The sequence below is a fragment of the Nostoc sp. DSM 114160 genome, assembly GCF_053470305.1.
This window is the reverse complement of the sequence record NZ_JBPFGO010000003.1, coordinates 1,003,072-1,017,656: the sequence shown is the minus strand read 5'-3', so window position 1 is coordinate 1,017,656 and position 14,585 is coordinate 1,003,072. Positions and strand designations below refer to the sequence as shown.

Below are 14,585 nucleotides of genomic sequence, written 5' to 3'. Positions count from 1 at the left end.
TGTAACTACCCTTGCAGTTTATTTACCCAGTGCCTGCTATTCTTATAGTTACTTCGGTCTGTCATAGCAGATAGATTATCCTCGATAATGTTTTATTTGTGAGCGCTCATATACCATCGTGGTAATGTGGGTGCTTTTACTTTATCAAGAAAGGCAGAAGGCAGAAGAAGAGGGGAAAAGGGAAAAGGTTAAAGGGAAAAGGTTAAAGGGAAAAGGATAGATATTCTCCTTTCCCCCTTCCCCTTTCCCCCTTCCCCTTTACCCTGCCTTGTTCACGTGATGTCTGGTGTTTGGTACATTAAGCTGATAATGAAGCTTTAACTTGACCAAAACGGCGATCGCGATTTTGATAGCTCAACAAAGCTTGATGAAATGCTTCTCGATTAAAATCTGGCCAAAGAATATCGGTGAAATACATCTCTGTATACGCCATTTGCCACAAGAGGAAATTACTCAATCGCATCTCACCACTGGTACGAATCAACAAATCGGGTTCTGGAGTATCTGCCGTGTAGAGATGTTGTTCTACAAGACTTTCATTCACTTCTTGGGCGCTAAGTTTGCCCTGTTCCACGAGTTGAGCTACTTGACGACAAACTCTGGTAATTTCGTTGCGGCTACCATAGTTGACTGCAACAGTAAAGTGGATTGCTTGATTGTTCAATGTCTCTGCCATTGAACGTTCCATTTCCGTTTGTAGAGACTTGGGTAAAGCCGATAAATCTCCAATAAACGAGATGCGTACACCTTCTTGATGCATCTGAGCCAACTCGCGGTGTAGTAATCGCTCAAACAAATGCATTAGAAAATCCACTTCTTCAACAGGGGACGCTGCCAATTTTCTGTTGAGAAAGCGTATGCTGTCAACGCTTTGATTCCCCAATCTTTGCAGCAACGCAATAGTTCTTTGAGCGTTTTTGCTCCTTGGCGATGTCCAGCAATGCGCGGTAATCCTCGACTGGTTGCCCATCGGCCGTTACCATCCATGATGACGGCGATATGTTGGGGGATTTTTTGGGGGTTTAAATCGATGGGTAGTTTTGATTTGTCATTTGTCATTTGTCATTTGTCCTTTGTTATTTGTCATTTGTCATTTGTTTTTACTAATGAGCGCTGTGTGCAATCTTTCTTTCAAACCTAACCCCCAGCCCCTTCCCTGCAAGGGAAGGGGAGCAAGAGTCAAAGCCTATCGACCTTTCGGGGAGAGGAATGGAAGTGGGGTTCTAAGAATAAGTTGGACATCGCGTTAATGAGTAATTTCAAATAAATTTTGTAAGTACTCTGGTGTGAGGGTGTTGTTCCAACTCCACAAGCGATGCATTGTGTAAGTGAAGGTAAATAGGAGAGTTGTTTTGTTGGTTAATGACCAAGCATCCCAGTTGAGAGTACCCATCATGCGGCGAAGAGTACGCATGAGGTTGTTACGCTGATAGTTTGGCGATCGCGTTTTGATTAGCGTCCGTCCAATTCGCATCAACCCAGTATCAGGGAAAGCCCAGACTCCAAACCCCCAGAATTTGGTCATGTGGTTGATTTCATCCTGCGCTAGTTCCTCTAAAACATCCTGGAGTGCGCCTGTGGTGTGAGCCATCAACCAAATATAAAGACAGGTTGCACCGTATTCTGTGGCAATGCGGTGTAAGCCGTGGCGATATAAGTCTTCCTTAACGTCATCTGTGGGGAGATAGCCTCTAACAGTACGAACTTTTGGGATAATTTTCTCGCCTGTTAATTGGGTGTAGATTTTGATTAATGCAGGTGTGTGCTGACGTTCTTCCTTTTCCCACAAACCAAGTTCCAGTAGTTCGCCATTTTCACCGACTGTTCCACCAACAAACCGAGCCATCTGAGGATGCAATTTTCCCAAATACTGCCGACTGGTTTGGGTATAACCGCGAATGGGCGCTTCTGTGTCCATCGCACCGATCAATATAGATAGAAATACCTCTGCGTCTAAGCCGATAATTTGATTGCGGTTAATCGTCTGCCAATCGATGGGTTTCCAGGGACGCGGTTGGGGATTGACAAACTGTAGCGGTAAATCTTGTAGGCGATCGTGTAGTTTTTCGACTGCAAGATATTTGTCTATGAGGGAACGAATGCGGCGCTGTGTTTGCAAATAATGAGGACTAGGATAGCTTTTATCTGCTAAGTCTTCTGCAATTGGGCTAAGGGTATTAAGCATATTTTTATACTTAAATTTTTATCTCTTTGCCCAATAGCCTAAGCGATCGCACTTTGTTTTGTCAGTCGGTGAAAGTAGGCAGTTTTATGTGATAGGGTTGCAAAAGTCGGGGAAAAAGTTGGTTATAGAAAATTTGGGTTTAAAATGTTGTCCTTCTAAGACGATTTTACAAAGTTAGAAGAGAGAATTGCAGAAAATGTAGCGAAATTGTTAGAACAAGGGTAGATAAAAGTTGACTAACAGGATAAATGATGAACGTTTATAAAACATATATCACCATTGCAGATCCAAAGCAGTTAGTATTATCTGATTTACCATTTAAAGCAGGACAGAGAGTTGAGGTGATTATTTTGTCAGACGATAATCAAAGGGTTACTTTAGCAGAAGAATTAAAAAAGCTATTCAAAGAAATACAAGCGATACACGCAGATAATCCTTTAACTGATGAAGAAATAGCAGCAGAGATTGAAGCTTATAGACGGGGAGAATGAAAATGATTATTGATAAAAACTTTTTCTTAACAATTTTGTACTGGATATTTTCTAACAGAGCTTGTTAAGTAGTAACTGCCGTGTTTTGGAAGTTAAAGTATGACTGCTGAAGAACTGTTGCAACGTTATGCTGCTGGTGAAAGACGCTTTATTGAAGTCGATCTCAGTGGTATTGATTTGAGCGGAGCTAATTTGTCAGAAATTGGTTTGTGCAGATGTAATCTCCGAAATATTAATCTTTCTGGAGCAAATTTGCTTGGTGGGAGCCTCATGGGTTCCGATTTGAGTGGAGCTAATCTGAGCAAAGCTAATTTAGAAAGTGTTGCTATGCAAGGAACGAATTTGGAAAATGCTACTTTGCTCGGTGCTAGAACTATCGAAACTGAATTTGCTGGAGCTTTCTTCTGTAATACCACGACTGAAGAAGGGGATGTTGTTCAAGAATATGAATACTTCGACTAATGCCATTACCGCAGCAATTAATTCTTAATTAATTAGCTCAAAAATACACTCAAATTATTTTTACTAAAGTTACCTGTCTTCTGGTCATATTCTAACAATGCAATGCCTGACAACCCCTAACAATAAGTAGATTTCAATTCATGAGGATACTAAGGTAATGTCGATTTTGACTGAGGCGCTTGAAAGAATAAGTAGTGGTTTTCGTTTTACTGAACAGGGCATGAGTCTTGAAGAAGTTGAAAGAAGACTTAGTTTTTTCCCATTCCGGCTGTCTGATGAAGCTTACGAGTTTTATCAATGGGCTGGTGCACCTACTGGGGATCGAATGCCTGACGGTTGGGATGGTTCTTATAACGACAACTCAACTTATTATTGCTTCTTGGAGCAGCTGTTAGAAGGCGCAGATGATTTAATTCATTTTCTATCCTTAGAGGAAGCTGAGAAATATTATTCTCCAAGAGATGCAGATATATATGACCCAAAGTGCTTGCCATTCGTTTCCTATGAGAATGGCAAGCTAGTTATTGTTGGTTCAGAAACTCAGATTGAGACTTCTCCAGTGCTGCAACGAGAAGACATTAAAGATAAGTTATGGTTTCCAAGTTTGACGAATATGATGTTAGCGATCGCAGAGGCTTTAGAGACAGTAGGGACAATTCTGCCAGAGTTGTCCAGGAACTATGATGATGAAGATTATGGTACTGATGATTATGATGATAAAATTCGTAAAAACTGTAAATTAGTAGGATAAATCGCTCAAAAGTATGGTTCACCAAGGGGAATAATTCTTACTAATTAAGCATTTTATACTAACCAATAATAGCTGCTTAACCTTCTGGCAGTTCTCCAAATTGCTGACGGTAACGCTCAAGTTGTTTCTGCGCTAACTCAAGCTGTTCTTCTGAAGTTTGATAGCGCTTTCCTTGTTGGTCATACCAATACAAAACCTGACGCTGGATATTACCAGATACGTATTGCCCTCTACCAATTCCCAAACCAATTTCTGGCATCCAAAAGGGTTCACCAATTTGTAATTGATAGCTACCATCTACTAAGCGATAAACTTCAAAAGGTTGATGACGGTCTCTTTGCCAATACTCTGGATTGTAAATAATGTAGTACAGCACCCCTAACTTGACATAGGTGTCTAATTTTTTATCGTATTCTCCACCTGGAGTTAAGGAAACAATTTCTAAAGCCAAGATAGGCACAATGTTGTTTTCTTCCCAAACAACATAGCTTTTACGAGATTTACCTTCCTTGCGGCGTTCTACACCTAAGCTCAAAAATCCGTCTGGTACAATCGGTACAAGTGGACTAACCCCTGTGGTATGGTAAACGCCCATATCCACACTGAAAAACCAGTCATTACGGTTTGCCCAAATATATTGCAGCAAAAAGAGAAGCAGGTTGGGAATAAAGTTCTGGTCTTCGTTATCCACAGGGGTATCGTCTGAACAAGGAAGTTCAGCACTACTAGGCAATTGACGGGGGTCTAATTTCACCATAAGTAATGATGGTGCTGATGTTACCTAATGAGTTTTATTCTAGACGATTCGACGCGGACGATATACTTTAAGTAAACGTTCTAAGTTAGTGGCAATGAAGAATTTTGATATTCAGTTAGATGAAGAATATGCTCAAAAGCTTGCCTATATTCAACATGAGGCTGACCAAAATACAGTAGAGGCAATTAAATCTTTGATTGAATTGCGTTATCAACAACTTGAGCAACAAAAAACAGATCCCTTAGCTAAACTTAAGCAAAGTAAGTTTATCGGCTGTTTCAAAGGAGAAACTAACTTAGCTGCTAATTCCGAAGTCATTGTGCGTAAGCGTTAACGTAGCGTCTCGTAAGAAAAGAGTCTTAGAAGTTATTTATTTAAAGGGGAGCAATCAGGGCTATTTCATTCTAATGGGACTATCAATTTATCTTTTGGCAGGATGTAACTCCGATCAGTGTAAAAGAGAGGTTACACGTATCAATCAGGTACTTGAAGAGGAGCATCTTCCTACTTATAATGAGCCTTATACATCGCAAATTGAGGAAAGCGATCTACCTGAAATTGAATGGCTCTACTCAACAAGCGAACCTCTTGAGCTTCTTGCTGCTAAGTTTATTGAGAATCCAAGCTGGATTCTTCCTATTAATCGACAAGATTATTACCCAATATCAGCGACATCACATAAGAAGATTATTCAAAAGGGTCAATCACACATAGTTTGTTTACCCCAAATTAGTGGCTACTATGTTCCTGTTTATTTCAAGTCGCTGTTGTTACATCGATCTCCTCTATTAGGATCGAGTATTGCTTTTCGTGACGAATTACAGTGTCTTGCAATAAAATTAAATCTTGATTTAGGTGAATATACTCCTCATTTTGGAGCATTGCGTGCAGAAAGAGAGCAAGAATTGGAAAAAGACGCATTTGGATCTGAAAAATGGACTCTTCTTTGTTTATACAATTTAGCAGTAGCCAGTATTCGTTATAGTAGTGCAATTGTTTTTGGTGGATGATGTAGCTTGATGTGACCGAATCTTCCTTTCAATAACTTGCTGCTGAATTTTGAATAAAGTTTGCAAAAGTCGGGAAAAAAGTCGGGTTTACAGAATCTTATCCAAAAACTCCAGCAACATAACTGTAAAGTAATTTATAGTTGTCCTTAAAATCTGAACTAGCCTTGTCGTTACCCAATGGACGCTGAAGCAGCATTAGCATGGTTAGACGCCATAATTCCCCCTCAGACTGGGGAACGGTTGAGCGATTTGCAAAAAGTGATTCTTGTGCAAGTTTGGTTGGGTAGAAAATACTTGGATATCGCTCATGCTTACGGTTGTACGGAAGGACACGCTAAGGATGCTGGTTCTCAGTTATGGAAGCTGCTTTCTAAAGTATTGCGCCAAAAGATAACCAAAAGTAATTGTCGCGCTACTCTGGAGCGAGTTCTGAGAAAAACTACTGCGATATCCAGTTTGATTGATTACTCGCGATCGCCCCAACCCACCCCAAAATTAGAGGATACCAATTTTATTGGCCGAACAGAAGCGATCGCTCACCTAAATACTTTGGTAAATCAAGGTTCAAAAGTCATTGTCATTCAAGGTGAAGGCGGTTTAGGCAAAACTACTCTAGCGCAGCAATATCTCCATCAAGAGTTTGACTTGGTTTTAGAACTGCTGATGGCGAAGGAAACGCAGAATATCACCCCTGCTGAACGAGTTGTAGAGGAATGGCTTAAACAAGATTTTGACGAAGAACCTGGGGTAGAATTTGGGGTAACTTTGGCGCGACTCAAGCGCCAACTCCACAATCGGCGGATTGGGGTGTTAATTGATAATCTCGAACCTGCATTAGATCGACATGGTAGGTTAATTGCTTCTCACCGCAACTATGTAGAACTATTGCGGGTGTTGGCTGATGCCAGGGTGCAATCTGTTACCTTGATTACTAGCCGCGATCGCCTTTGTGAACCTGGGCTAAATGTGAATCACTATCGGCTTCCTGGCTTGGATCGAAGCGCATGGCAACAGTTTTTTAGCAGCCGTGGATTAGCCATCGATTCACCAACCTTGCAAATCATGCATCGCACTTATGGCGGTAATGCCAAAGCAATGGGGATTCTCTGTGGTTCGATTCAGGAGGATTTTGATGGTGATATGGCTCTTTATTGGCAAGAAAATCATGCCGATCCGTTAGCCGCAACTGATTTAAAAAATTTAGCCGTTAGTCAAATCAATCGTCTGCAAGCCCTCGATCCCAAAGCGTATCGCTTACTTTGCCGTTTGGGATGTTATCGTTACCAAGATATACCCAGTATTTCATCACAAGGATTGTTTTGTTTACTGTGGGATGTTCCAGCCGATCAACATCGCCAAATTATTGCCTCCTTGCGAAATCGATCTTTGGTAGAGTGTGAAAAAGGTGAATATTGGCTGCATCCGGTGATTCGGAAAGAAGCGATCGCGCGTTTACGCCTCACCGATGAATGGGAAATTGCCAACCACAAAGCCGCAGAATTTTGGACAGCTAGTATTAAACAAATTGAAACTTTTAAAGATGCTTTACAAGCTCTAGAAGCATATTATCATTATATAGAAATTAATGAATTTGAGTTAGCAGGGAAAGTTATTCTCAAAAGCCGAAATAATCAATGGCAGCAGTTTTTGCCTCTTGGTAGTACCTTGTATCGGATGGGTTTAATTCAACCTGTACTTACGGCAATTAATCAAGTTGTTCATAATCTTGATAATGACCAAAATCTCAGCGAACTTTATAATATATTAGGCGATCTATACTGGATAACAGGCAAAATTAGTCAAGCGATCGCCTGTCAAAAAAAGACTATTACACTAGCAACCCAAGCACTCAAATTACTTGTACCTCAGCCGGAAAATAAACATACAGTTTACTATCTAAGGATGCTAGAGGTAGATTCTTTATTAAGTATTGGTCTTTACAAGATAGATTTGTGGGAACTAGAGGCAGCCGCCAAGTTATTTCAACAAGTAATTTATTTAGCTCAAAATACTGAACATCATCGCTGGGCGGAAAAAGCTTCAGTTTGTTTAGCTTTGGTATATTCTTATTTAGGTTTGCGCGCTCGTTCATCTGCATTAGCAAATGTAGCTTATCAAAATATTACAAAAAACGATAAATTGGTAGAACAAACGGGTAGATTTGTCTATTTTATGCAGATTTTAGGTCAAACCTACGTCAATTTAGGAGAATTTTCTCAGGCAAATCAGATATTCCAGCAAGCTTTGACTTTTGCTGAAGAAAGTCACTATATGCAAGTAAAAGCAAAAACTCTTAATGGTTTAGCAGAAATCCATCGGCAACAAACAGATTTTGCATTAGCTCTTGCTAATCATACACAAGCAATCGAACTTTTGGATAAAATCGGTGCAAAGTACGATCTAGCTGAAGCTTATTTTCAATTAGGTTTAACTAATCAAAAGATGGCAAAATTTGATGAAAGTCAAATGAATTTTAATCGAGCGATTCAGCTATTTACTGAAATTAAAGCACCTAAACAAGTTGAAAAAGTTTTCAAGTGTTCTACTCAAATCTGTGTCACCAGTCGGAAATTGGAAACGAGGTAAAAATTTTTGGTTTAGTAGACGGCTCTGCAAAAAAATTAAAGCAAATAATTAAAAGTTGACTTAGGGACTTGGTGCAGTCCATTGAGAAGCGGTTTGATCGTACTTCCCTTTTATGGTTGCAGCGCGAGGACGAGCTGCTGCTAAAGCCGCTAGTTCATCGTCTTCGGAGGTATAGTCTCCAAAATCTACACCTAATAAACCACCATTACCTAAAATCCCGATACTCTTCAAATGATCCTCAATATTATCTAAATCAAGAATGTCAGAGTCATCATTACTTAAAGTTCCCATCCACATAATCCAAATATCTTTTTCTATTTGATCGACTCCGGGCTTAGTAGGATCGTAAGCCAAAATAGAATTACCAAAGGCACTCATCGCAGTTGCTTTTTGTCTCAACTCGCTAAAGACACTTGCCATTCCATTAATGCGATCGTTCATAGTATTAGTTGCTGTTAGTATATCTGCTGGCGAATATGACGATGCACCACCAGCAATTTGTACCCTAATTTCTGCAATTAATCGCTCAAGAATAACAGTATTCTTATGTAAGTTTGCTAATACTTTATTGGTTTGCAATGCACCACGATACATTGATGCAACGTGTTGCCAAATATTACTTCGCAGCATATCCGGTGAAAGACCACCAGGTTGTAAATCACTGCCTCGCGTTGTGATGGCATCTGATACAGCAAGAGCTACTGCCGAAGACGCAGCACCTTGTAAAAATGAAGAACCGGCTGCTGTACCTGCATCAGCGAGGGTGAGAGCAAACCATCCGGCAGCAGTAGAAGGAGCAATATAGGCGGCGGCAAGACCTGCTAAAACACCCGTTCCTATTCCTAAAAATATTCCTCTCCAAAGAGTTTGATTTTGTGCTTCTGCTCTTCCTTGACCAATTACTCTTGAGTAATTGCTGTAAGCCATATCGTAATTTATAGAGAAAATTTTTAATTTTGTACTGATTAAGTCAGTATTTGCTACAGATAAATCGACATAAATACTACCTAAATTATGACAAGCGTCAATTAATCTTGCATTAGCTTCCGTCAGTGGCAATTTTGACGAAAGTTCTGTTACTACTGGGTTTTTTGGCGCTCTCTGCAACACATCTCTCTGCAATACTCCACCTTTGTGTTGTACTACATGAGGCAACTGATTATTCCCTGCCGGTTTCCTTTGCCCAAAGTAAACATCGAAAGGCTTCGTTTGTACTTCTTCTTGAGTCTGTTCTTCTAGTGTCATCTGCGGTTGCATCGCAGTATTAGGCATTGATATGACTTGATTAGCCACCTTATCGGCTTCCTGCTCATACTGGTCTCCTGGTTCTCCAATCGTCAGTTTTGCTTGTGGACGACGCAACGCCATGCTACTAATGTCGTGAACAGGCTTTTTTTTGATAGCTTCTGGTTCTAAGGATTGTTCGCCAGTAGATTGTGCAGCTTGCAGGTCGGTTGATACCTTAGAGGATGTTTGGATTGAAGCTTTATTTGCGATGTCAAACCCGCGCACTGGATTCGCCAGCGTTGGAGTTGTTGCTGAGATCAGCGACGGATTTGAAGTGGATATACCTGCTTTCTTAGACCCAAATATGCGATCGCTCATCTCACATCCTCAAGCATATTTTTGAATCAGATTATACAATTTGTTTCGTGGCGATCGCTATCGACTTAAGTATAAATTATTCTTTGCCAGCAGGTGTTTTGTGTAAGCGAGATTTATAATTCTAGAAAGCTGGGATGAAAAGCTGGAGCGATCGCTTTTGCAGGTGAATGAATTGGGTTAAGTTAGATTTATCTTGTCAAAATAGAAATTATTATGTCTTCTGCTCAAGATTTAGGAATAATTTTAGAAGACACACCAGAAGATGTTATATTTCCTCCTGGTGATTTATACAGTGATGAACCACCTTTGGAAACAGAACTTCACTTGCGGCAAATACTGCTGTTGATTCAGTGTTTGGAATGGTTGTGGCAGGAGCGTCAAGATTTTTACGCTTGCGGTAACATGACGATTTATTACAGTCCGCGTCAACGCAAGTCTGAACAATTTAGAGGCCCCGACTTCTTTGTAGTTTTAAATACCCAACGCAAAATACGCAAAAGCTGGGTAGTTTGGGAAGAAGATGGCAAATACCCAAATGTAATTGTAGAGATTCTTTCTGACAAAACAGCTGCTACTGATAGAGGGTTGAAAAAGGAAATCTATCAAGATATTTGGCGGACTCCCGATTATTTTTGGTTTGACCCGGTAAGTTTAGAATTTAAAGGATTTCATTTATTAGATGGCCGTTATCAAGAACTGCAAGCAAATGAAGCTGGTTGGTTATGGAGTCAGCAATTGCAGTTATATTTGGGAGTTTATCAATCGAAGTTGCGCTTTTTCACTCCCGATGGACAACTGACACCCACGCCAGAAGAAGTAGCACACCAAGAACAGCAACAGCGTCAACAAGCCGAGCAGCAACTTGCCCAAATCGAGTCTATGCTTGCTCGCTATCGGGAAAGATTTGGTGAATTACCAGAGTAATTTTGTTTGCTATGGTAGTTGGCGTAGGTACAGCTTGCTAGCTACCAGCATTTTCTACTAAGATCAAAATTGTAAAATCACATCCATCCCCCAACTTCCGCATCAGTCAAGGGTTTTTCTAACTTACTATATTCTGTTTGAGCCGCCCGCAATACGTGTTTCATCTGCACTGGTTCCCCGACATCGGCAGCCAAAAAAGCTGCATTTAAGGCAATATTACGGATATTACCTCCAGCGACATTGAGCCGTGCTAGTTGCAGAGCATCTAAATCTGCGGTTGGGGTTTCGGCTGGAAAGACACGCCGCCAAATTTCGGCTCGTTGCATAGTATCCGGGAAGGGGAACTGCACCACAAAGCGAATCCGCCGCAGAAAAGCTGTATCAATTGCACTCTTCAAGTTAGTAGTCAAGACTGCTAAACCTGGGTAGCTTTCCATCCGTTGCAATAGATAACTAACTTCTATATTGGCATAGCGATCGCGGGCATCTTTAACTTCACTCCGTTTACCAAATAAAGCGTCGGCTTCATCAAATAACAAAATCACTCCACCTTGTTCTGCGGCATCAAATACCCGACGCAAATTCTTCTCTGTCTCACCAATATATTTGCTGACTACCGATGATAGGTCAATCCGATAGAGGTCGAGGCGCAATTTCTGAGCCAGTACTTCTGCTCCCAAGGTTTTACCAGTGCCGCTACTACCTGCAAATAAAGCGCTGATTCCCAATCCCCTAGCACTCTTGCCCCCAAAACCCCAATTATTATATACAGTACTACGTTGGCGCACGTGAGCCGCGATTTCCTGGAGAACTTGTTTCTGCGCCTCTGGCAATACTAAATCATCCCAATCACCAGATGGCTCAATTCTTTGGGCGAGTTCATCTAAGCGCGGACGTGCTTGCACGCGGCAGGCATCCCATAAAATGCTAGCGATATCGGTTTCTGGTGTTTGTGCTAATTGTCCTGCGGCTTCTGCACAAGCAGCGTGAATGGTTGCAGCACTAAGGTTAAACTGATCCACTAAGGTTTTGACTTGCCCATTCATTTGCGATGCACTCGCTCCTAATGCATCTTGCCAAACTGCACCTTGTTCTTTGCTAGTTGGTTGATGTACGTCAAAATTAACTACTAGGCGTTGTGATAAGCCGATCCGTTCCCGACTCGTGACTATTAAAAAGCCCTTTGTGCGTTCGATGAAACGAGCGATCGCATTCAGCCGCGTTGTATCATTAGTATCTAGTTCGTTGCAGTCTATCAGTAAGGCACTCTTACTTAAAATCGTCTCGCGAGTCCAGAGGCGAATAAGATTATCCAACTCGCCAGGTGCTAAAGGAATGACTTGTGCAGGCATTACCCACAAGCTTAAACCCTGAAGCTGACAAACTGTGGTGGCAATGGCACGTTTACTGGCAGTTTCACCACCAGATAACTGGATGATTGGTAAGCTATTAACCTTGTAAGCTTGTGACCAAATCGCTGCGACTCGCTCTGCTAAATCTTGATGCGAAGGTACTAAATCGCTAACCTCTGGTAATGGCTCAATGATACTAGCTAGCCGTTCGTCAAGATATTGAATACCCGTGAGATAATGTAAAATCCGCTCGTCAATTCTCAAGGGACTAAGAGTTAGGGCATGACCATCACCAATTTGAATTAACCGCCAATAACGTAAGGGAGCATTTGGAGCGATCGCATCCCAATGGACGTTAGGTAAAGCTGCCAAAGCTAAACCCAAAGTTGGGTAAGCTCGTTGTGAATCGTCGTGAACGATGGCACACAATTTGGCAAAATCTCCATTTAATTCCATACCTGCACACAACAGCAACAAATTACGTTCAAAGGATGAGAGGCGAAACATTTTGCAGACTCTCTCCAATGCCGATGGTGCAGGCATAGCAGCAACAGCTTCCTGTAACGCCTGCTGTAAATGCTCTGGGTGGTTCTCTTGTGGTTGATTTTGCTCTTTTGCCGTGTGATTTTCCAAAATATCACGCACTACAGCCAGAGCTGCTGATAGGTAGCGGTAGTTTGCCTCATCCCAATTGTGATTAATTGTTGTAGCATTCATAAAATTGTCACCTGTGGCGAATCATATTCCCCTAACTGATTTTTGTGAAGTGGACTTTCGGCGCCATCTACTTGCGCTCGGACAATATAAGTTCCTGGTTTGACATTTTTGATCGGAATTGCGATCGCATCAGTGTCTTGGGTAGGTGGTGCAGCCAAAAAAGAGTAAGCTACCGGATTCTCACCTGATACCTGATTGAGTAGCAAAACTACCCGCTGTTCTTTACCTACTTTCGGCTGGAATTTAACAGTAATTTCTGCTGCGCGTAAATTCTCACCGCTATTTTCTACTTGAGTGACGAATGCTGTAATTGTTGGATGTAAGACAAAAGCCGCCACGTTTGATTCAACTAAATGATTCGTTTGCTCTGCATAGCCCATTGTTAGATGTACAACTTGGACACCCTGAACGCTGGCGTATAAATCTGGGGGGACTAATAAGCTGATTTGCGTTTCTTTGACTTCTTGAGGTACTAGTAATGTTTCCGTATTACTAAAACGAACTCGTGTGATTTCACCGCGTAACCGTTTACCACGAATTACTAATTTTGTACCTGCAACAATCATTTGTTCAGTTTTAGTCTGAGCTATAACTTGCTCTATATTCGGTTGAGACAAGGGCATCATGTAGAAACCTGCTTCTTTGTCAGATTTACTACTTTCAATCAATATCATTGATGCTAAATAGGTAGCTGAAGGTCGATAGTGTGTTTGTAAAGCAGACCATAACTTAGAAGTTTCTTCCATGTTAAAAAACTCTGGAGTCAGTTTGATCTGCCCAATTTGTTCTGCTAAATCGGATACAGACACACTTGCTACGGCTTGGGAAAAAGCACTTGAGGTATTGGTTGTAGATGCATTTATCAAAGTATTTTCAATAATATCAGATGCGATCGCTGGTGTTTTGTGTAATAAATGCATTGCATAGCCGAGTAAAAGCTCCGCCTGAAAATCCTTAGCTCCGTAAGCTGTTAATAAGTAGTGAAGGTCAAGAGCTAGTGGTGGAGTCTGAGAGCGTGGGTTTCCATTAATCCGTGAGTGCCTGCTCCGAAATTCTTGAGATACCCAATCGACATTGCGGTTCTGCGTCACTTGATAGAGAAAAAGGTTTATTTGGGCACGCTCGTCAGCTTCAACTGAAATTCGATCGGGCGGTAAGGCAGTTACAATCACATCACCAACACTAGCAGCGATCGGATCGCTGACTAAACCATTTTCCAGCAAGACTTTTAGTACTGCTGTCACTGCGGCTATAGAGAGCACATTACTCATCCTGATTCCTCATGGCAATAGCACATATTAATCATGTACGCCAGAGTACATTAATAGAATATATTTTGCAAAACTTTAAGTCCTGTTGTCGCTAAGACTATCAGCACGAACGCTTAAACTTAAACCTTTATGGGATAGTAAGCTGTTACGTAAAAAGAAAAGCACATTAACTGGTGTTCGCGCAGCGTCTCCTTCAGGAGAGGTTGTTCTTTGTCAATTGTCCAAAGTCCAGTTGGTAAACACAAATGACAAATACTTCTCTACAAGAGGCTGCACTTCGACTACGCTCAGTGACCACGCCAACGGCTTCGCGGTAGTTGAATCTCGACTTCGCTCGATTACCGCGCAGTCGAAACTCAGTACAAGTGACTAATGACTAATGACGGTCTACACGGAGTTTGTGCAATATGTAGGCGCGTTAGCTTAGTTTTACTTTTTTCACTTCATCGATAATCTGTGATGTGAAAAAAGTAT

The 14,585-nt window shown here is 41.3% G+C and carries 12 protein-coding genes and 1 pseudogene; 7 read left to right on the top strand and 6 right to left on the bottom strand.

Annotated features, from left to right (window positions below):
- Positions 1 to 298 precede the first annotated feature (298 nt).
- Positions 299 to 1,059: pseudogene (locus NSTCB13_RS29625) on the bottom strand (isoprenyl transferase).
- A gap of 187 nt (positions 1,060 to 1,246) precedes the next feature.
- Positions 1,247 to 2,185 carry a ferritin-like domain-containing protein gene (locus NSTCB13_RS29620; protein WP_448274716.1) on the bottom strand — a complete coding sequence of 313 codons (939 nt, stop codon included), beginning with the start codon at positions 2,183 to 2,185 and terminating at the stop codon, positions 1,247 to 1,249.
- A gap of 248 nt (positions 2,186 to 2,433) precedes the next feature.
- Between NSTCB13_RS29620 and NSTCB13_RS29615 the strand changes: the two genes are divergently transcribed.
- The 3 genes from NSTCB13_RS29615 to NSTCB13_RS29605 all read left to right on the top strand — a co-directional run bounded on the left by NSTCB13_RS29615 (position 2,434) and on the right by NSTCB13_RS29605 (position 3,889).
- Positions 2,434 to 2,676, top strand: a complete 243-nt coding sequence (locus NSTCB13_RS29615; protein WP_448274715.1) for a hypothetical protein — start codon at positions 2,434 to 2,436, stop codon at positions 2,674 to 2,676.
- Between the two features lie 99 nt (positions 2,677 to 2,775).
- A complete protein-coding gene (locus NSTCB13_RS29610; protein WP_334843572.1) occupies positions 2,776 to 3,138 on the top strand; it encodes a pentapeptide repeat-containing protein in 363 nt (120 codons plus the stop codon).
- 157 nt (positions 3,139 to 3,295) lie between these two features.
- Entirely contained in the window at positions 3,296 to 3,889 is a 594-nt protein-coding gene (locus NSTCB13_RS29605) for a hypothetical protein (protein ID WP_448274714.1), read from the top strand.
- A 76-nt stretch (positions 3,890 to 3,965) separates the two neighbouring features.
- On the opposite strand, the gene NSTCB13_RS29600 is transcribed toward NSTCB13_RS29605, so the two are convergent.
- The gene (locus NSTCB13_RS29600) at positions 3,966 to 4,646 is read right to left on the bottom strand and encodes a Uma2 family endonuclease (RefSeq protein ID WP_448274713.1); all 681 of its coding nucleotides are present in this window, start codon (positions 4,644 to 4,646) and stop codon (positions 3,966 to 3,968) included.
- A gap of 94 nt (positions 4,647 to 4,740) precedes the next feature.
- On the opposite strand from NSTCB13_RS29600, the gene NSTCB13_RS29595 reads away from it, so the two are divergent.
- The 3 genes from NSTCB13_RS29595 to NSTCB13_RS29585 all read left to right on the top strand — a co-directional run bounded on the left by NSTCB13_RS29595 (position 4,741) and on the right by NSTCB13_RS29585 (position 8,242).
- A complete protein-coding gene (locus NSTCB13_RS29595) occupies positions 4,741 to 4,980 on the top strand; it encodes a CopG family transcriptional regulator (RefSeq protein ID WP_448274712.1) in 240 nt (79 codons plus the stop codon).
- A gap of 73 nt (positions 4,981 to 5,053) precedes the next feature.
- Positions 5,054 to 5,656, top strand: coding sequence for a hypothetical protein (locus NSTCB13_RS29590; RefSeq protein WP_448274711.1), 603 nt, complete (start codon positions 5,054 to 5,056; stop codon positions 5,654 to 5,656).
- A 177-nt stretch (positions 5,657 to 5,833) separates the two neighbouring features.
- Positions 5,834 to 8,242, top strand: a complete 2,409-nt coding sequence (locus tag NSTCB13_RS29585) for a tetratricopeptide repeat protein (protein ID WP_448274710.1) — start codon at positions 5,834 to 5,836, stop codon at positions 8,240 to 8,242.
- Positions 8,243 to 8,302: 60 nt separating this feature from the next.
- Here the strand turns inward: NSTCB13_RS29585 and NSTCB13_RS29580 are convergent, their stop codons facing one another.
- Positions 8,303 to 9,847, bottom strand: a complete 1,545-nt coding sequence (locus NSTCB13_RS29580; RefSeq protein ID WP_448274709.1) for a hypothetical protein — start codon at positions 9,845 to 9,847, stop codon at positions 8,303 to 8,305.
- Positions 9,848 to 10,060: 213 nt separating this feature from the next.
- Between NSTCB13_RS29580 and NSTCB13_RS29575 the strand changes: the two genes are divergently transcribed.
- Positions 10,061 to 10,771 (top strand): Uma2 family endonuclease, encoded by a 711-nt coding sequence (locus NSTCB13_RS29575; protein ID WP_448274708.1) that lies wholly within the window; start codon positions 10,061 to 10,063, stop codon positions 10,769 to 10,771.
- A 77-nt stretch (positions 10,772 to 10,848) separates the two neighbouring features.
- Here NSTCB13_RS29575 and NSTCB13_RS29570 read toward each other — a convergent pair whose 3' ends face one another.
- On the bottom strand, positions 10,849 to 12,840 hold the full coding sequence (locus tag NSTCB13_RS29570; RefSeq protein WP_448274707.1) for an ATP-binding protein: 1,992 nt from the start codon (positions 12,838 to 12,840) through the stop codon (positions 10,849 to 10,851).
- Positions 12,837 to 14,111, bottom strand: coding sequence for a DUF4255 domain-containing protein (locus tag NSTCB13_RS29565; RefSeq protein WP_445626854.1), 1,275 nt, complete (start codon positions 14,109 to 14,111; stop codon positions 12,837 to 12,839). The genes NSTCB13_RS29570 and NSTCB13_RS29565 overlap by 4 nt, the downstream gene beginning before the upstream one ends.
- Positions 14,112 to 14,585 lie beyond the last annotated feature (474 nt).